The 17,822-nt window shown below is 43.9% G+C and carries 17 protein-coding genes; 11 read left to right on the top strand and 6 right to left on the bottom strand.

Features of this window, described 5'->3' with window-relative positions:
- Positions 1-80 precede the first annotated feature (80 nt).
- Both queG and corA read left to right on the top strand, forming a co-directional pair.
- On the top strand, positions 81-1,025 hold the full coding sequence (gene queG, locus BM043_RS04295) for a tRNA epoxyqueuosine(34) reductase QueG (RefSeq protein ID WP_092789174.1): 945 nt from the start codon (positions 81-83) through the stop codon (positions 1,023-1,025).
- 43 nt (positions 1,026-1,068) lie between these two features.
- Positions 1,069-2,136, top strand: coding sequence for a magnesium/cobalt transporter CorA (gene corA / locus BM043_RS04290; RefSeq protein WP_092789172.1), 1,068 nt, complete (start codon positions 1,069-1,071; stop codon positions 2,134-2,136).
- Here the strand turns inward: corA and nadC are convergent.
- Together nadC and BM043_RS04280 are read right to left on the bottom strand one after the other, a co-directional pair.
- The gene (gene nadC, locus BM043_RS04285; RefSeq protein WP_092789170.1) at positions 2,133-2,990 is read right to left on the bottom strand and encodes a carboxylating nicotinate-nucleotide diphosphorylase; all 858 of its coding nucleotides are present in this window, start codon (positions 2,988-2,990) and stop codon (positions 2,133-2,135) included. The genes corA and nadC overlap by 4 nt on opposite strands.
- Positions 2,991-3,042: 52 nt before the next feature.
- Positions 3,043-3,474 carry a DUF4783 domain-containing protein gene (locus tag BM043_RS04280; protein ID WP_143189469.1) on the bottom strand — a complete coding sequence of 144 codons (432 nt, stop codon included), beginning with the start codon at positions 3,472-3,474 and terminating at the stop codon, positions 3,043-3,045.
- Positions 3,475-3,561: 87 nt separating this feature from the next.
- Here BM043_RS04280 and gpmI point away from each other — a divergent pair, with 87 nt between their 5' ends.
- Both gpmI and BM043_RS04270 read left to right on the top strand, forming a co-directional pair.
- Positions 3,562-5,085 (top strand): 2,3-bisphosphoglycerate-independent phosphoglycerate mutase, encoded by a 1,524-nt coding sequence (gene gpmI, locus BM043_RS04275; protein ID WP_092789166.1) that lies wholly within the window; start codon positions 3,562-3,564, stop codon positions 5,083-5,085.
- Positions 5,085-5,651 (top strand): hypothetical protein, encoded by a 567-nt coding sequence (locus tag BM043_RS04270; protein WP_092789164.1) that lies wholly within the window; start codon positions 5,085-5,087, stop codon positions 5,649-5,651. The genes gpmI and BM043_RS04270 overlap by 1 nt, the downstream gene beginning before the upstream one ends.
- A 73-nt stretch (positions 5,652-5,724) precedes the next feature.
- Here BM043_RS04270 and BM043_RS04265 read toward each other — a convergent pair whose 3' ends face one another.
- On the bottom strand, positions 5,725-7,401 hold the full coding sequence (locus tag BM043_RS04265; protein ID WP_092789162.1) for an amidase family protein: 1,677 nt from the start codon (positions 7,399-7,401) through the stop codon (positions 5,725-5,727).
- Positions 7,402-7,475: 74 nt separating this feature from the next.
- Between BM043_RS04265 and BM043_RS04260 the strand changes: the two genes are divergently transcribed.
- The gene (locus tag BM043_RS04260) at positions 7,476-7,922 is read left to right on the top strand and encodes a hypothetical protein (protein ID WP_092789159.1); all 447 of its coding nucleotides are present in this window, start codon (positions 7,476-7,478) and stop codon (positions 7,920-7,922) included.
- Between the two features lie 74 nt (positions 7,923-7,996).
- Here BM043_RS04260 and BM043_RS04255 read toward each other — a convergent pair whose 3' ends face one another.
- Positions 7,997-8,305: a hypothetical protein gene (locus BM043_RS04255; protein ID WP_092789157.1), complete on the bottom strand. Its 309-nt coding sequence runs from the start codon at positions 8,303-8,305 to the stop codon at positions 7,997-7,999.
- 147 nt (positions 8,306-8,452) lie between these two features.
- On the opposite strand from BM043_RS04255, the gene polA reads away from it, so the two are divergent.
- The 4 genes from polA (at position 8,453) to BM043_RS04240 (ending at position 14,243) form a co-directional block, all read left to right on the top strand.
- Positions 8,453-11,278 carry a DNA polymerase I gene (gene polA / locus BM043_RS04250; RefSeq protein ID WP_092789155.1) on the top strand — a complete coding sequence of 942 codons (2,826 nt, stop codon included), beginning with the start codon at positions 8,453-8,455 and terminating at the stop codon, positions 11,276-11,278.
- A gap of 464 nt (positions 11,279-11,742) precedes the next feature.
- Entirely contained in the window at positions 11,743-13,116 is a 1,374-nt protein-coding gene (radA, locus tag BM043_RS04245; protein WP_092789153.1) for a DNA repair protein RadA, read from the top strand.
- 191 nt (positions 13,117-13,307) lie between these two features.
- On the top strand, positions 13,308-13,490 hold the full coding sequence (locus BM043_RS19685; protein ID WP_245752936.1) for a hypothetical protein: 183 nt from the start codon (positions 13,308-13,310) through the stop codon (positions 13,488-13,490).
- Positions 13,491-13,499: 9 nt separating this feature from the next.
- Positions 13,500-14,243: an alpha/beta hydrolase gene (locus tag BM043_RS04240; RefSeq protein WP_245752935.1), complete on the top strand. Its 744-nt coding sequence runs from the start codon at positions 13,500-13,502 to the stop codon at positions 14,241-14,243.
- Between the two features lie 109 nt (positions 14,244-14,352).
- Here the strand turns inward: BM043_RS04240 and pheS are convergent, their stop codons facing one another.
- Positions 14,353-15,381, bottom strand: coding sequence for a phenylalanine--tRNA ligase subunit alpha (gene pheS, locus BM043_RS04235; protein WP_092789151.1), 1,029 nt, complete (start codon positions 15,379-15,381; stop codon positions 14,353-14,355).
- A 160-nt stretch (positions 15,382-15,541) separates the two neighbouring features.
- Between pheS and BM043_RS04230 the strand changes: the two genes are divergently transcribed.
- Positions 15,542-16,105, top strand: a complete 564-nt coding sequence (locus BM043_RS04230) for an LOG family protein (RefSeq protein WP_092789149.1) — start codon at positions 15,542-15,544, stop codon at positions 16,103-16,105.
- A gap of 66 nt (positions 16,106-16,171) precedes the next feature.
- Entirely contained in the window at positions 16,172-16,675 is a 504-nt protein-coding gene (locus BM043_RS04225; RefSeq protein WP_092789147.1) for a hypothetical protein, read from the top strand.
- Between the two features lie 39 nt (positions 16,676-16,714).
- Here the strand turns inward: BM043_RS04225 and ruvB are convergent, their stop codons facing one another.
- Positions 16,715-17,749, bottom strand: coding sequence for a Holliday junction branch migration DNA helicase RuvB (gene ruvB / locus BM043_RS04220; RefSeq protein ID WP_092789145.1), 1,035 nt, complete (start codon positions 17,747-17,749; stop codon positions 16,715-16,717).
- Positions 17,750-17,822 lie beyond the last annotated feature (73 nt).

The following is a 17,822-nucleotide window of genomic DNA, read 5'->3' as shown; positions in this document are numbered from 1 at the left end:
TTTAAAATAAATATGCGTGTATTTTTCATTTAGAGTTCTATTTCGTCCTTAAAATGATTTAAAGTACTTTTCGAGTAGCTATGAATTCCATACAAAAACACGCCCAACTTATCAAATCCACCGCAGCACAGCTGGGTTTTGACTTTTGTGGGATTGCCAAAGCGGATTTTCTCGAAGAGGAAGTACCTCGACTTGAAGAGTGGCTCAATCGAAACTACCATGGCCAAATGGCTTACCTAGCCAACCATTTCGACAAGCGACTGGACCCTACCAAGCTTGTGCCAGGCGCTAAAACTGTCGTCTCCCTGATTTATAATTACTTTCCTGAGAAAAAACTTCCTGAAAAAGCCGAGGATATCAAGTTGGCAAAATATGCCTATGGCCAAGACTATCACTTTGTCATCAAAGACAAGCTGAAGACCTTTTTGGAAATACTTAGGGAAGAAATTGGGGAAATTGAGGGCCGCGTTTTTGTGGACTCTGCCCCCGTCATGGAGCGACAATGGGCCCAAAAATCGGGAATTGGGTGGGTCGGAAAAAACAGCCTGCTCCTCAATCGGGAGATGGGTAGTTTTTTCTTTCTGGCTGAATTGATCATTGATTTGGAGGCGACTCCTGATATTCCTTTGGCCAAAGACTATTGTGGAACCTGTACAGCTTGCATCGATGCCTGCCCGACAGATGCCATCGTCCAACCGGGAGTGGTGGACGGTTCCCGATGTATTTCTTATCTGACCATCGAGCTGAAAGATGCCATTCCCAATGAATTTCAAGGAAAAATGAAAAATTGGACTTTTGGCTGTGATATCTGTCAAGACGTCTGTCCGTGGAATCGCTTTTCCCGACCGCATCAAGAACCTGCTTTTGATCTTCATCCGGATTTAAAAGAATTCACAAATAAGGACTGGATCGAAATGACCGAAGAAACTTTCCGGAAAGTTTTTAAAAAATCCGCGGTGAAACGGGCAGGTTTTCCCAAATTGAAAACTACTCTCTCGTTTTTCAAAAATGAGGGCTCCTCTTAATTTGAAATTGCTGGGAAGGGAAGTATCTTGATCAAAATTCCCCATGAAAATCCTCCGAAGAAATAAAGAACACTTCAAAATTGGCCTTCCTCCGGGCGCTTTGGTGTATACCGGTGAGCAATCGCTCAAAGAGGTAGAAATCACCATCATTTCCTATGATCAAGAGGACGTTTATGAGGAAAAAATCACCTATGAAAATCTTGCGGAGCACCTGATTAATAAGAAGAAAGTGCTTTGGATCGACATTGTGGGGCTTCATGATGTGGATTTGCTGGAGAAGATGGGCTTGGACTTTGGACTGCATCGTTTGACGATGGAGGATGTGGTCAGCATCGATCAGCGGCCCAAGCTTGAGGTTTTTGACGAGTATGTCATCGCTATTCTCAAAATGATGCAATGCATCGATAAGGAGTCGGAAATTGATGAGGAGCAGATCAGTTTTATTTTGAAAGATGGCATTTTGATTACTTTTCAAGAGAGGCCAGGAGATGTCTTTCAGTTTGTCCGAATAAGAATCCTCGAAAATCGTGGAAGTATCCGCAAGCGAAAAGCCGATTATCTACTTTATGCACTTCTTGATGCCGTGGTGGACAACTATTTTGTCGTATTGGAAAATATCGGCGAAAAAATCGAATCCTTGGAAAATCAGGCAATGGAAGACCCGAGCACCAAGACCTTAGCGGCTCTTTATCAGCAGCGGCGACAACTGATGGAACTCCGCAGAACGATATATCCTATACGTGAGGTTATCGGGGGAATTGAAAAAAATGCCGAGCATAAAATCTCCAAAGACACCAAGCCCTTTTTGAGGGATTTGTACGAAAACACTATCCAAGTCATCGAAACCATGGAAGTTTTTCGGGATATGTCTTCCGGGGTTTTGGATCTCTACATGAACAGTCTGTCCAATCGAATGAATAATGTGATGAAGGTGCTGACGATCATTTCCACCATTTTTATTCCGCTGAGTTTTGTGGCTGGGGTGTATGGGATGAATTTTGAATATATGCCCGAACTCACTTGGCACTATGGCTATTTTTATGTCTTGACCGGTATGGGTATCGCCACTCTTGGCATGTTGGGATTTTTTCGCTGGAAAAAATGGATTTAAAAAGCCTTTAAACTCATATCCAGTGCTTTTGCTCCATAGGTGAGTGCACCCATAGAAATAAAATCCACGCCACACTCAGCGACTTCGGCAAGGGTCTCTTCAGTGATTCCGCCTGAGGCTTCGATGCTCATTTTTCCATCGACAAGAGCCACAGCTTTTCGCATGGTATTATAGTCCATATTGTCCAGCATGATAAAATCCACTCCGCCAACAGCCAACACTTCCTGCACTTCCCTGAAATTTCGGGTTTCTACTTCGATTTTCAGATTGAGATTATTTTCACGGAGATACTTTTGCGTATTTCTCACGGCATTTTGGATGCCTCCGGCAAAATCCACATGATTGTCCTTGAGCATAATCATATCATACAGCGCAAATCGATGATTGACTCCCCCTCCGATATGGACAGCCCACTTTTCCATCAGCCGAAAATTGGGTGTGGTTTTTCGGGTATCCATCAGCCGAGCTTTGGTATGGATGATTTTTTGGGTCAGTAGATGGGTAAAAGTGGCAATCCCACTCATGCGCTGCATGCAGTTTAGCACCAAACGCTCAGCTGAAAGAATAGATGCCGACGGGCCCGAAACAATCAAAGCAATGTCCCCCGCAGCAATCGCCTCCCCGTCATTTTTCAGGACATCAATCGTCAGTCTTTCGTCAAAGGTTTTGAATATCTGCTGAGCTATTTCCACTCCTGCGATTATCCCGTCGTTTTTTATGATAAGTTGGGCTTTTCCTATCTTATCCGAGGGAATGGAAGCCAGAGAAGAATAGTCTCCAGGACCGATGTCTTCGGCGATCGCGGTTTGAATAAACTGGTCTAAAGCTTCGGCTGTGAGGTAAGGGGGATTCATACCGCAAAAATACGGAATGCGACTAGTTTAAGATTTGTTTTTTTGAAAATACTCAGACTTTGACAAAGCCCAAACTGTAAACTTTTGGTTGGCTATCCTGCTGATTGATCTTGATGAAAACCTTGTAAACCCCTTGACCACTTTGATAATCACCGATATAGGAGCTTAAACTTGGATTGTTTTCACTTCGAAATACCAGGGAAAAATTAAGCGGAGGGTTTTTTTTGAAAAAATCCTTAAGAACCAATTCAGCTTGACTTTTGGAAAAATCTCCTTTCTGACCGTTGATGTTGAGTGAAATGCTAGCGTCCAGATACCTCGCCAAATCACTGCTTGAACCACTGTCAATGGCCAGAATGATCGGGTCGATGGTGTCTTTGGGCACAGCAGAATTCTCAGGTAGATTTACCCAAAGCATCAAGGACAATATTAAATTGAAAAACAACATCGAGCAGGTTTTGGCAAATACTACGCCAAAATCCACGATTTAAAATGCATTTTTCAGTTATTTTTGATTTTCTCAAAACATCCATCCGGGCGGTATTGGATGGAAAAGTAATATATTTGTGACATGGATAAGAAAGTACTTTTAATGATTTTGGACGGCTGGGGAATTGCTACCAATCCAGCTGTATCTGCAATTGATAAGGCTAAAACGCCATTTATTGATAGTTTATTTGGTAAATATCCACACTCCAAACTCGATGCCTCCGGTTTGGCGGTAGGACTTCCTGAAGGACAGATGGGCAACTCAGAGGTCGGTCACATGAATATTGGGGCAGGCCGGGTTGTCTATCAAGATTTGGTAAAAATTAATCTGGCTGTTAAAAACGGAGAACTCAATGATCATCCGAAATTGATTGAAGCGTTTGGAAAAGCTAAGCAGAATAAAAAGAAAGTACACTTTATCGGTTTGGTTTCTGACGGTGGAGTACATTCCCATATTACCCATTTAAAAGGACTATGTGATGCAGCCAAGTTTCATGGGCTGGAAAATGTTTTTATCCACGCCTTTATGGATGGGAGAGATACTGATCCAAAAGGAGGAGTTTATTATATCCAAGATTTGGAAAATCATCTGAAAACTTCCGTAGGTCAGATTGCCTCGGTAGTTGGTAGATATTATGCCATGGATCGGGACAACCGCTGGGAGCGCGTCAAACTGGCCTACGATGCCTTAGTCCATGGAGAGGGAGAAAAATCCAAAAACCTACTCACAGCAATAAAAAAATCCTACGACAATCATGTGACCGACGAGTTTATCCGTCCGATTATCCATGTGGGAGCAGATAATAAACCACTTGCGACCATTCAGGAAGGGGATTTGGTGATTTGCTTCAATTTCCGAACAGATCGCGGAAGAGAAATCACCCAAGTGCTGACTCAGCGTGATTTTGAGGATTACAATATGAAAAAGTTGTCCCTCGACTACATCACATTTACCAACTATGATGAGACCTTTAAAGGAGTTAAGGTGCTTTTCGAAAAAGACAATTTAAACAATACCCTCGGGGAGGTGCTTGAGCGAGCAAAAAAGAAGCAAATCCGAATCGCCGAAACCGAAAAATATCCCCATGTGACTTTTTTCTTTTCAGGAGGCAGAGAGCGAGAATTTGAGGGAGAAACCCGGATACTTTGTCCCTCTCCCAAAGTCGCTACCTATGACTTGAAACCGGAAATGAGCGCTTTTGAAATCGCCGTAAAAATCAATGCTGAACTGAAGAAAAAGTCTGCGGATTTTATCTGTCTCAACTTTGCCAATGCTGATATGGTGGGGCATACGGGGGATTTTGATGCTGCAGTGAAAGCCTGTGAGGCGGTGGACAAATGTGCCGAGAATGTCATTACTACCGCCTTGGAAAATGACTATACCATCATTGTCATTGCCGATCACGGGAACTCGGATATGATGATCAATGAAGACGGAACTCCAAACACCGCTCACACGACGAATTTGGTACCATGCATCATGGTGGACAAGAGGGATCAATTGACTGTAAAAGACGGGAAATTAGGTGATTTGGCCCCAACGATCCTTACGTTGATGGGATTGGATATTCCAGAAGATATGACCGGTGAAATTCTATTGAATTGATGATCAACACTCGATTAATTTTATTCTCTCTAGTTTTTGTCCTTTTGGTTTCCTGTGAAAATGCCCCAGGGGTCTCCAAGCCAGGAGATCTTGAGACTTTGCCTTATTATGATTTAAAGGGTCTATTGGAACAGGAAATTGAGAAGCTAGATGGTTCGCTTGTGATGAAGACTACCCGGGTCAATGGGGAAAGCAAGAAAACAGAAGTTAATCTGAACAAGGAACAGTGGATGGACGAATTGGATGCTTTTTTCGAAGTAGATATCAATAAGTCATCTTATATCAATTCTTTTACGACAGAGGTGGACAACGATGAGCTGATTCACCGACTCAAGCCTGAAGAAAAATCCCCTGTAAAGGAGATCAGGGTTAGGATTGTGGATGATCGACCGGTTTGGATTACGTTTCGCATGGCCAAAGAAAGTCCATTTTATACCTCGTACACTTTAGGGGAAATTTATTTTAACAACCGGACAAAGACGATCGATCATTACGCCATTGAGAGTACGCAGAAGATTTGGTTCCTTGACGCTAATAACATGAAAATCCAAGGAGCCGTCAAGTAAAGAATCGTATACCTCAAAAAAAAGGCCTGCTGGAATTTAATTTAGCAGGCCTTTTTGATGGGTTTAGAATTTCCTATCGGTCAAAAAGAGGTGGTCTTTTAGCTTGCCAATCGGTGTTTTTCTGAATGAAATCCCCAAGTAAAACCAGTTTGTCTTCTTCGAAAAGATTGCCCAAAAGGGTAATTGAAGTTGGGCTTCCATTGTCATTGAATCCATTGGGCATACAAAGTGCCGGATGTCCGGTAAGATTGGTGATCTGAAGTTGCTGTCCTGCGTAGCTTGGAGTCACAATCACGTCATAATCTTTCATCAGTTCGTTCATCTCCTCGATCAAAATAGTACGCTGTCGACTCAGATTCACATACTCTATGGCTGGAATAAATCGTGCCGCGCGGAATAAATTCGGCCAGGCATTTCGCCCTTGGGCAACCAGCTGATCATCCCATCCCAATCGGGTTAGTTCATCAAATGCAGCAGCTCCCTCTACCATGAGCATCATGACAATAGGTCCGGCAGACACAGATGTTTTCAATTCCAATGGATGAAGCTCCACTCCAAGAGATTGGAGTGTTTCAATCACATTTTTGTCGTTTTCAGAAACTCGCTCCCCTTCGAAGAAAGACTTGAAATACCCTACTTTCAAGGATTTTGGATCTTTTTTGGCATCAAAATTAAAGGCGGCTGCTATACTGCTGGCGTCTTTTTCATCTTGTCCATTGATGACCGAGAGTACGATGGCATTGTCCAAGGCAGATCGGGATATCGGGCCGATTTTGTCCATGGACCAGCTGAGTGCCATCGCTCCATATTTGCTTACCCGTCCGTAAGTAGGTCTGAGTCCGGTTACGCCGTTTCGGGTGGAAGGGGAAACAATAGATCCAAGGGTTTCTGTTCCTATGGCAAAAGGAACCAATCCGGCCGAAACTGCTGAGGCCGATCCGGCAGAAGATCCGCTTGAGCCTTGTTCTAGATTCCAGGGGTTTTTGGTCACTCCACCGTACCAGACATCACCCATGGCCAGTGCTCCCAAGGTGAATTTTCCGACGAGAACTGCTCCTGCTTCATCCAGCTTGGTCACAATTTGAGCAGTTTCGTCGATTTCCTGATCCTTGTAGGGTGCGGCTCCCCAAGTCGTTTTGGTGCCCTTTACCGCTAATAGGTCTTTGACACCATAGGGAATTCCATGTAGCGGACCCCGATATCGGCCTGAAGCGAGTTCGGCATCCATCAATCTTGCTTTTTCAAGTGCTTCATCCTCCAAAAGAGTGATCAGATTCTGAAGGGTGTCCGAATAAGTTTTGATTCGATCCAGGTAGAGTTGAGTTAGTTTTTCAGAACTGAGCTTTCCGCTTTTGATCCAACCGGCAAGCTGATGAACGGGAGAGTATGCGATATCAGCTTCCCGTACAGGAAGGGGAAGATCTTCCCGAATTCCAAAGTCCAGCGGCATTTGACGAGTATCCGGCTGGAATCCTTTGGGAAGTGGATTAAAAACCAAAGCCGGAGCAACCGAATTGTCCAATTTGACCTTTCTGGAATTCTCGATATTGTTCAGTTGATTTTTAAGGGTGTTAATCATACTGTCTTTCTCTGCAGGAGTAAAGGACAGGCCGATCAAATCTGATGCTCCATCGACGGAAGCAGGGGTGATTTCTCCGGTCAGTTTTCCCAAACTAAACCCCAAACCCACAAAAGTGGCAGCCCCAAGCGCAAATAAGGTCATGGAGCGGAGACGGTTTTTTCTTTCCATAGTATAGTTTTGTATTATGCAGAAACATGCAAGCACCGAAGGTGTTTATTTAGCGCAATAAAATCAAACCGTCCATGGATCAAAAAGCCAATTTCCCCATTTTCCCCATGCATTTCAGAGGCCTGCTACTTTTGGCGGGAATGTACACGATTGCCTGGTCTGCTTTTTTCCGCTGGTTTGGCGAGGCTTTGATGACTTGGTTGGCGATGGATACCGGTTATGCAATGGAGCTTCCGGCCCAATGGTACGGCAATCTGGGGCTAGTGATCGGATTTGTGATTTTTGTCTCGGCCTTTTATCCAGTTTCTTGGGTGTATCTGATTATTGGAGGAATTGCCGGAAAGATTATTCTGGCCATATGGTTTGGCTTGGGGTTTTTACCTGATTTAAGCTGGAACAAACGGACAGGTTTCCATTTGATTTTCAATGAAATTCTTTGGTTGATTCCATTGATATTGGTGTTTTTGAGAGGGCTTCAGGTGAAGGATTATTTAGCAAAAAATGAAGTCGCTGAAAATTAACCCAATCAGATTGGGGTCAAAAAAAGCAAGCTTCTTTTCAGAGGCTTGCTTTGGTAACAGCAGAAATTCAGCGATTACAAAATAAGGATCAACAATAAAATGATGATGATCGCGCCGGTAGAAATATAAATACCATTGTTATTGGCTTTTGCTTCTGCTCTTAGCGTCTTCAATTCAGCTTTGATTTCTTTTTTCTCATCTCTGGACATCTCTGAAAAGTCCAACGCTTTGATTTCTTCCACTCGGTTTTCAATGCGTTCTAGCGTCTCGATTTGCTCAGGGGTGAGCTCTTCTTTTTTGGTGTCCTTTCCTGAATTAAGCGGAGCTGCCACTAAAAACTGGGCAGAAAGGAACAGGCAGGTAATTAGGAACAATTTTTTCATAGATCTGTGATTTTGGTTGTTAAGTCATTTAGTGTCAAATAAGGAGCCAAAAGCTTGCAAGCTCAGAAAATACCGAATTGCTGACAGGTATTTTTTGTAACTTGGCAGTCTTGATTTGACCATTTAAACTAGACAAATCTTTTGATAATGACAGCAAAACAACCCAATAAACTTTTCCTTCTCGATGCTATGGCTCTGATTTACAGGGCTCACTTCGCTTTTAGCAAGAATCCACGTATTAATTCCAAAGGTCTCAATACCGGGGTAATGCTTGGATTTACCAATACGTTGATGGAGGTTTTGACCAAAGAAAAACCATCTCATATCGCCGTAGCCTTTGATACCTCGGCACCGACTTTTCGTCATGTTCAGTTCGAAGCCTACAAAGCGAATCGATTAGAACAGCCCGAGGATATTACCGTTTCCATTCCTTGGGTGAAGGAAATCGTCAAGGCTTTTAATATCCCACTTTTGGAACTCGATGGTTTTGAAGCAGATGACATCATTGGTACGATTGCCAAAAAAGCCGAACGGGAATCTTTCACTGTCTATATGATGACTCCTGACAAGGATTATGGACAGCTGGTCGATGATCATATATTTTTATACAAGCCGGCATTTATGGGAAATGCCGTCGATGTTATGGGACCCAAAGAAGTCTGTGCCAAATGGGATATCGAGCAGGTAGATCAGGTTCGGGATATTTTAGGGCTGATGGGTGATGCCGTGGATAATATTCCTGGAATCCCCGGAATCGGGGCCAAGACGGCCACCAAATTACTCAAGGAATTTGGGACGGTAGAAGAACTGATCAAAAACACCGATCAACTTAAAGGAAAGCAGAAAGAAAATGTCGAAAACTTTGCGCAGCAGGGAATTTTATCCAAAGAACTCGCCACAATCAAAATAGATGTCCCTGTTGATTTTGTGGAAGAAGAGCTCCGCTATGACGGGTTTAATGAAGAAAAGCTACGGGCGATTTTTACTGAGTTGGAATTCAGAACACTCAGCAACCGGATTTTCAAAGACGAAGGAAAAAAAGCTGTCATCCAGAAAAACGAGCAGTTGGGGCTTTTTGGGGAAGCCGCTTCTCCTTCACAATCCGGATCTGCTCCGCAATTTGAGGAAGAAAGCGTAGAGACCGCCGCCCCGATGGTGCCGGATACCATTCACAGTCATATGCATCAATATCACAAAGTCAAAGGAGAAGATGCCGTTGAAGAGCTTTTGGATTTTCTTTTGGTCCAAAAATCCGTCTGTTTTGATACCGAGACTACCTCACTCAATGCAATGGATGCGCAGATCGTGGGGCTCTCTTTTGCCTATTTGACGGGTGAAGCTTATTACATTCCCTGTCCTGTAGATCAGGAAGAAACCCAAAAAATCCTAAATCAACTGCGGCCATTTTTTGAACACGAGGAAATTCTTAAAGTCGGACAAAACATCAAATACGATCTATTGATTCTTAAAAATTACGGCATAGAAGTGAAGGGAGCGCTATACGATACCATGTTGGCGCATTACCTTATTGAGCCGGAAGGAAAGCATTCCATGGATTTTCTTGCCGAGCAATATTTGAATTATAAACCGGTTTCCATCACAGAACTGATCGGAAAAAAAGGGAAAAATCAAGGCAATATGCGGGATGTGGAAGAGGATATCGTAACTGCATATGCTGCTGAGGATGCGGATATTACGCTTCGCTTAAAGGAGAAATTTGATCCTATGCTCAAGGAAAATGACTTGGAAAAGCTCTTTTACGAAGTCGAAAATCCGCTGATTCCAGTCCTGACCGCGATGGAGTTTGAAGGAGTGCGAATCGATACTGAAAGTCTGGCCGAGCTTAGTAAATCTCTGGAATTCGAAAGTCTGGAAATCGAAAAGCGGGTTTATGAATTGGCTGGTGTTCGCTTTAACCTCGCCTCTCCAAAGCAACTTGGCGATGTGCTTTTTGAAAAGCTTCAACTCGACCCCAAAGCTAAAAAAACCAAAACCGGCCAATATGCCACCGGAGAAGAAATCCTCAGTAAACTAGCTACCGAGCATGAGATCGCACGGGCGATTCTGGAATACCGACAAATGGTCAAGCTCAAATCCACCTATGTGGACGCCCTTCCCACCTTGATCAACTCCAAAACCGGACGCATTCATACCACCTACAATCAGTTTGTGGCAGCCACGGGGCGATTGTCTTCGGTCAATCCTAATCTGCAGAATATTCCGATCCGAACTGATCGGGGTCGGGAGATTCGGAAGGCTTTTGTGCCAAGGGATGAAAATCATGTGCTTTTGGCGGCGGATTATTCCCAAATCGAATTGCGGATCATGGCGGCATTTTCCAAGGATGAGTCCATGATTGAGGCTTTTAAAAATGGTCGGGATATCCACGCCACGACTGCGGCGAAGATTTTTCAGGTGCCACTTGAGGAAGTAACTTCCGATATGCGTCGAAAAGCAAAAACTGCCAATTTTGGGATTATTTATGGGATTTCAGCTTTTGGACTTTCGCAGCGTCTATCCATTCCAAGAGGAGAAGCCAAAGAAATTATCGATGCCTATTTCAAGGAATTTCCGGCCGTGAAGGAATACATGGATGGGGTGATCGAAAAAGCGCGTACTGACGAATACGTGGAAACTATTCTCGGACGTCGCCGCTACCTTAGAGACATCAATAGCCGAAATCAAACCATGCGTGGATTTGCTGAGCGAAATGCCATCAATGCCCCGATTCAGGGCTCGGCTGCCGATCTGATCAAGGTAGCGATGATTCGGGTTCATGAGTGGATGAAAAAAGAAAACCTCAAATCAAAAATGATCTTGCAGGTCCATGATGAGTTGGTATTTGATGCGCATAAAGATGAGGTAGAGCTCTTAAAAAAAGAAGTGCCCAAACTTATGTCCGAGGCGATCGATATTGCTGTGCCAATCGAAGTAGAAGTTGGCTTAGGAAATGATTGGCTGGAAGCGCATTGATGGGAGAGAAGAGACAAGAAATAAGAGATAAGAACCGAGAGATAAGAATCAAGTATTTAGATTTCTAATTAGTAATTTCTAAGTAATCTTGCTTTAAAATATCGAATGATGAACGTCAAATGATGAATATCGAAGTTTTCATTTGGAATAAAAGGAAATTTCCCTGCACTGAAGGTGCAATTAATAAAAGGCCCAAGTGCAATTTGAGGAGTAAGATTTGAAATGAAATCCTGAGTGTTGAAGGCACAACCGATATTGCTCTACCAATCGAGGTGGAAGTGGGTTTAGGGAATGGTTGGCTGGAAGCACATTGATGAGAAAGATAAGAGATGAGAGACAAGAAATAAGAATTGAGAGACAAGAGATAAGAAATAAGAAAATAGAGAAAAGAGATAAGAACCGAGATACAAGATTTTAGTATCAAAGAATTTCTAGGCATCGTAAATCAAAAATCCCTAATCGAGTTGGCTAAAGTAAAAACTTCCTTTTTCTGTCAAAACTGTGGAGCCCAAAGTCCAAAGTGGCTGGGTAAATGTCCTGCCTGTGGGCAATGGAATACCTATGTGGAAGAAATCATCCAAAAAGAAGAAACCGGAAAGGGAAGCTGGAAACCCAGTGGTGGAGGAAGTAAAAAAACTGCTTCTCCCAAGAAAATAACCGATGTCAATTACGAGGAGCAACCTCGATGGATAACCGGAGATCCCGAACTCGATCGCGTTTTGGGTGGAGGAATTGTGCCGGGTTCTTTGGTTTTGATTGGGGGCGAACCCGGGATCGGAAAATCCACGCTGATGCTGCAGATTGCGTTGACTTTATCGGGTAAAACAGTGCTTTATGTTTCAGGTGAGGAGTCCGAATCCCAGATTAAAATGCGGGCGGATCGCATGAGTGCCAAAAATCCGGATTGTTATGTGCTTTCGGAGACCAATACCCAGCAGATTTTTCAGCAAGTGGAGATTTTGAAGCCTGACTTTTTGGTGATCGATTCTATTCAGACGCTGAGTAGTCAATATGTCGAATCGGCAGCCGGTTCAGTTTCTCAAGTCCGGGAGTGTACAGCGGAGCTGATGAAATTTGCCAAAGAAACGGGGACCCCTGTGTTTCTGATCGGGCATATCACCAAGGACGGTTCGATCGCCGGTCCAAAAGTCCTCGAACACATGGTGGATACCGTTCTGCAATTTGAGGGAGACCGGCATTTGACTTATCGGATTTTGCGCACGTCAAAAAATCGCTTTGGTTCCACGCATGAATTGGGAATCTACGAGATGCGTGCCGAGGGACTTCGATCCGTTGCAAATCCTTCAGAAATACTGCTTACTCAGCGGGAGGAAGTGCTCAACGGTGTGGCTATCGGCGCAATGATGGAAGGCAACCGACCATTATTGATCGAGATTCAGTCCTTGGTCAGCCCGGCGACCTACGGCACCCCTCAGCGAAGCAGCACAGGTCATGATGCCAAGCGTCTCAATATGCTTTTGGCGGTTTTGGAAAAGCGTGGAGGAATGCGATTGGGAAATCAGGATGTCTTTCTCAATGTGGCAGGAGGCCTTCGAGTGGATGATCCCGGATTGGATTTGGCAGTTTGTGCGAGCTTAATCTCCAGCTATGAAGATACGCCGGTTTCGGAGCAAATATGTTTTGCTGGGGAGGTTGGACTTGGGGGAGAAATCCGGGCCGTGTCCCGAATCGAAAACCGGATCGCAGAAGCCGAAAAATTGGGCTTCAAAAAAATCGTCGTGTCCAAGTATGCGGTAAAAGGATTGGATCTGAAAAAATTTCAAATCGAAGTACTGCCCGTGAGTAAGTTGGAAGAAGTGTACTCAAGGATTTTTTAACTGAGTTTTTGGAAATCACACTTTTACAAAAGGGAAGGTAATTTTTTAGAATTGACAACTATAATTCACTTGAATCTAGGGTCAAATCGCATAAGAATTTTCTTATCCAAAAATTAACAGTCCAAATCAATTATATTGGTAAAAAGAACTCTTCCATTTCTAATTAGTCATTTAACCTGCTCATGATGTCTTTGCCGATTAAGAACCTATTCAAAACGGGCATCTTTGCCTTTACCCTATTTTTCAGCTCCTCTGTTTTGGCACAGGATGGGAGGATTTATCCACTTGAAACACCCGATGAGCCTAGGGCGATTTTACTGGGAACAGGCGGAGTTGAAAATCAACCTGCACCAGAGACTTGGTTTCGCCAATAGGGAGATCCAATGGCTCGCAATATTTCCACTGCAACACTCACTCCTTTTTTGCCAGCGGAAGGGAAAGGAAATGGAGCGGCGGTGATTGTGGCACCTGGTGGCGGTTTTAGTTGGTTGTCAATGGGAAATGAGGGATGGGAGGTGGCAGAAGCCCTTGCGGCAAAGGGAATAGCTGCTTTTGTTTTGAAATATAGGCTGAATCCTACGCCAGAATCTCTAGAAGATTTTTCCGCATGGATGAATCGACCCCGGGAAACGCCTAGAATTGAACAGGAATCGGTGGATAACCAGCCTCCTAGTTTGCCACAGCGGGATCTTTCTAATCAACTTGAAGATGCGGAGGCGGCTTATGCTATGATCATCGATCGAGCAGAAGAATGGGGAGTGGATATCTCCAGAATTGGAATGATTGGCTTTTCTGCCGGTGCAGGACTTACGATGCATTCAATCCTTAATTCCAAAACGATGAAGCTAGCTTTTATCGGTCCGATTTATGGGGGAATGGGTCCAGTAGAGGTGCCGGAGAATGCTCCACCCATGTTTAATGTGATCGCCTCTGATGATTTTCTTTTTCGAGGTCAGTTTGGCCTGATTGAATCATGGTATAATGCAGGGAAGCCTATAGAATTTCATCTTTATCAGGATGGAGGACATGGCTTTGGCCTAGGCAATCCCAACAGAACCAGTAATCGCTGGTTTGATGCTTTTATGCATTGGTTAGAAGTCAACCAATTTCTCGTTAGCACAGAATAAAATCAAAATTATATGTGAATGGCTGATCAGAAATTGGAATTCGGTCAGCTGAATAAAAAAAAAGGAAGCTTTCTAAAAAAAACTTCCTTTCACTTTTGTCATGACTTTACTAGAGCAAAGACCTGAATTGCCTTAAGAAACGAACGTCATTCTCGGTAAATAGCCGCAAATCTTTAATTTGATACTTGAGCATGGCAATTCGCTCGATTCCCATTCCGAAGGCAAATCCGGTATATTTCTGGGAGTCAATTCCGCAGTTTTCCAGAACATTAGGATCGACCATGCCGGACCCGCCGATTTCCACCCAACCGGAACCTTTGCAAATGTTGCATCCTTTGCCTCCACAAATCAAACAGGAAATATCAATTTCAGCACTTGGTTCGGTAAAAGGGAAAAAAGAAGGTCGAAATCGCACTTTGGTTTCTTTGCCAAACATCTCCTTTGCAAAATGATAAAGGGTGTTTTTTAAATCAGCAAAGCCTACATTTTCATCGACATAAAGTCCTTCTACTTGATGGAAAATGCAGTGCGCTCGAGCCGAAATGGCCTCATTTCGATATACTCTTCCCGGAGAAAGCGTCCGAATGGGCGGTTTTTGATTTTCCATTACGCGCACCTGTACTGATGAAGTGTGGGTACGCAGTGCGATATCGGGATTTTTTTCAATGAAAAAGGTATCCTGCATTTCACGGGCAGGATGATTTTCAGGGAAATTTAAGGCGGTGAAATTATGCCAATCGTCTTCGATTTCGGGACCTTCAGAAAGGTTGAAACCGATCCGTTCAAATATTTCGATGATTCGCTGGCGCGTAGCCGTGAGCGGATGTATCCCTCCAATGGACTGATTGGAAGCAGGTAAAGTAAGATCGATGGAAGCTGATTTCGCCTTTTTGGAGGCATTGTTGACTTTATCGATCAGTTCCTGAAATTTCTCCTCTGCCAGTTGCTTCACTTCATTGACCAGCTGTCCATAGGCACGCTTCTCCTCATTTGGGATTTTACCCATATCGGCAAAAAGAGCCCCCACGACGCTTTTTTTGGAAATATACTCCATTCGGTAAGCTTCCAATTCCTCTGGATTGTTGGCGTCAGCGGCAGCAATTGCGGCTTTGATGGCTTCGATTTTTTCCTGATACATGCGATTACACTTAAACAAGCCACAAAGCTACAATTTTTGTCCTTTTTAACAGCACTACGTCGATAATAAGGACCCTTCAACCTTATAGTTTGCTTTGAGGTTTATTTTTGTGAAGCTCTTCAATTGACTTAACTTCGGACACAAAATTTATTTCAAACGAATGAAAAAAATCACAGTTTATTGCGGTTCCAAAAAAGGAAATTCCAACCAATATGAAGCTGCAGCAAAGGCTTTAGGGCAGGAAATGGTCAAGCGCGATCTGGAGCTGGTTTATGGTGCAGGTAGAGTTGGCTTGATGGGGGTGATCGCCGATGAAATGCTGGCGGGTGGTAAGGAAGTTTTGGGGATCATTCCTCAAAAACTGGTAGATCGGGAAGTTGCGCACAGGGGTTGTACCGAATTGATCATCGTCGAAACGATGCGGGACCGCAAGTGGCTGATGGCAGAGCGTGGCGATGGGTTTATCGCTATGCCGGGAGGAATTGGGACTTTGGAGGAACTCTTTGAAATCATGACGCTGAATCAGCTGCATTATATACAAAAGCCGCTGGCACTGTATAACGTAAACGGTTACTACAACCAACTTTTGGGCTTTTTAAGTCATGCCAAGCAGGAAGGATTTCTCTATCCCGAGCAGGAGGAATTATTGATTGTTTCGGATGATCCGGCCAAATTATTGGATAAAATGGCCGAATATCAAGCAAGAAGACCCGCAGATTGGTGATAAGGAAATTAGTAAAACGACGTTTTTTTATGAAAATCCTTACTTTTGTGAAAGTATTTCAATAAGATGATCGAAAAGCTTTTCCCATTAGACAAAAATTACATTCTCCGGCAGGCTCAGTCCGTTTTAGAAGAGGAGCTGATCGATCGGATGGTTTTTGAACTGAAGCGATCCTACACTTTTTTATTCAATCCACTTCGACTCATGGACCCTACTTATGAGCGGATTTTGGATACGGTGGATTTTCCTCGAGATCGGATTCGTATGATTTATCGTCAGCTCTGTGGAATTTACCGCTACAAGCATGGCGACAATCAGCTTGAGTTTTTATTTGATGGCAGGACTCACTTCGAAAAATTTCAAGAAGATTGGTCGGCAGTATTGATTGAGTATGTGCAGGAATTGGGTCAGTTTGAACCCTATGTCAAGACGATGCTTCGGATGACGGTACTTTACGATACCGAAACCCGAGCAGAATGGTCCGAAAATAACTGTAAGGCATTTATCAATCAGTTTTTTGAGGTGCGAGTGGTCAAGCGACAAGGGGAATTGAAATTAAAAGTGGGGTAAAGAAAAAAAGTGAACTTTAAAATTCGCTTCTTCCCCTGATTAAATTCCTTCGAAAAGACTTCCGCTGGTGGGGTTTGGTTTGATTTTGAGATGTTTATAAGCCATTTCGGTAGCCATTCTTCCCCGGGCGGTACGTTTGAGGTAGCCTTCCTGAATTAAAAAGGGTTCGTAGACCTCTTCGATCGTTTCTGCTTCTTCCCCGCAAGCCGTGGCGATGGTTCCCAGACCGACTGGACCTCCTTTGAATTTTTCAATAATGGTCAAAAGGATACGGTTATCCATCTCATCCAACCCATTTTCATCCACGTCCAAGGCATTGAGGGCGATTTTGGCAATTTCCAGCGTGATGGTACCATCTCCTTTGACTTCGGCAAAATCCCGGGTTCTTCGGAGGAGCATGTTGGCGATTCGGGGTGTGCCCCGGCTCCTTCGGGCGATCTCAAAAGCTGCTACATCCGCGATGGGTGTATTTAAAATTCCCGCTGAGCGGGTGACAATGTCGGTGAGTAGTTTGGCATCGTAATATTCCAATCGGGAATTGATCCCAAACCGGGCACGAAGAGGTGAAGTCAATAAACCAGATCGGGTAGTCGCGCCGATGAGGGTAAAAGGGCTGAGGGAAATCTGAACTGATCGGGCATTGGGACCAGAATCGAGCATGATATCAATGCGAAAATCCTCCATAGCCGAATAGAGGTATTCCTCTACGATGGGATTGAGGCGGTGGATCTCATCGATGAAAAGCACATCTCCTTCTTCTAAGTTGGTCAAAAGCCCGGCTAGGTCAGAAGGCTTGTCGAGAACGGGCCCCGAGGTGATCTTGATCCCCGCATTCAACTCATTGGCAATAATATAGCTGAGGGTGGTTTTTCCCAATCCGGGAGGCCCATGGAGTAAGACATGGTCTAGGGGTTCGTTTCGGTTTTTGGCAGCTAGGACAAATACACGGAGATTTTCGACGATTTTGGCCTGTCCCGTAAAATCCTCAAAACTCAGTGGACGTAGGGCTTTTTCAAATTCCCGATCTTTCGGGCTCAAATTTTCATCTTCTCCACTTAGGTAGTCTTCTCTCATAGCTTTTCGAATCGCTTACAAATATAGAAAATTAAGGGAGCTAAAAAGACCCTAAAATCATAAGTCCTTTCAG

Origin of the sequence: Algoriphagus hitonicola (assembly GCF_900113375.1) — a bacterium.
Classification (GTDB): Bacteria; Bacteroidota; Bacteroidia; order Cytophagales; family Cyclobacteriaceae; genus Algoriphagus; species Algoriphagus hitonicola.
Note: the sequence above shows the minus strand (reverse complement) of the source record. Positions and strands in the feature narration are given on the sequence as shown.

What these genes read in the sequence shown, in the direction of transcription:
- queG (WP_092789174.1), top strand. Translation starts at nt 81, where the DNA reads ATGAATTCCATACAAAAACACGCCCAACTTATCAAATCCACCGCAGCA.
- corA (WP_092789172.1), top strand. Translation starts at nt 1,069, where the DNA reads ATGAAAATCCTCCGAAGAAATAAAGAACACTTCAAAATTGGCCTTCCT.
- nadC (WP_092789170.1), bottom strand. Translation starts at nt 2,990, where the DNA reads ATGAATCCCCCTTACCTCACAGCCGAAGCTTTAGACCAGTTTATTCAA.
- gpmI (WP_092789166.1), top strand. Translation starts at nt 3,562, where the DNA reads ATGGATAAGAAAGTACTTTTAATGATTTTGGACGGCTGGGGAATTGCT.
- BM043_RS04270 (WP_092789164.1), top strand. Translation starts at nt 5,085, where the DNA reads ATGATCAACACTCGATTAATTTTATTCTCTCTAGTTTTTGTCCTTTTG.
- BM043_RS04265 (WP_092789162.1), bottom strand. Translation starts at nt 7,401, where the DNA reads ATGGAAAGAAAAAACCGTCTCCGCTCCATGACCTTATTTGCGCTTGGG.
- BM043_RS04260 (WP_092789159.1), top strand. Translation starts at nt 7,476, where the DNA reads ATGGATCAAAAAGCCAATTTCCCCATTTTCCCCATGCATTTCAGAGGC.
- BM043_RS04255 (WP_092789157.1), bottom strand. Translation starts at nt 8,305, where the DNA reads ATGAAAAAATTGTTCCTAATTACCTGCCTGTTCCTTTCTGCCCAGTTT.
- polA (WP_092789155.1), top strand. Translation starts at nt 8,453, where the DNA reads ATGACAGCAAAACAACCCAATAAACTTTTCCTTCTCGATGCTATGGCT.
- BM043_RS04240 (WP_245752935.1), top strand. Translation starts at nt 13,500, where the DNA reads ATGGCTCGCAATATTTCCACTGCAACACTCACTCCTTTTTTGCCAGCG.
- pheS (WP_092789151.1), bottom strand. Translation starts at nt 15,381, where the DNA reads ATGTATCAGGAAAAAATCGAAGCCATCAAAGCCGCAATTGCTGCCGCT.
- BM043_RS04230 (WP_092789149.1), top strand. Translation starts at nt 15,542, where the DNA reads ATGAAAAAAATCACAGTTTATTGCGGTTCCAAAAAAGGAAATTCCAAC.
- BM043_RS04225 (WP_092789147.1), top strand. Translation starts at nt 16,172, where the DNA reads ATGATCGAAAAGCTTTTCCCATTAGACAAAAATTACATTCTCCGGCAG.
- ruvB (WP_092789145.1), bottom strand. Translation starts at nt 17,749, where the DNA reads ATGAGAGAAGACTACCTAAGTGGAGAAGATGAAAATTTGAGCCCGAAA.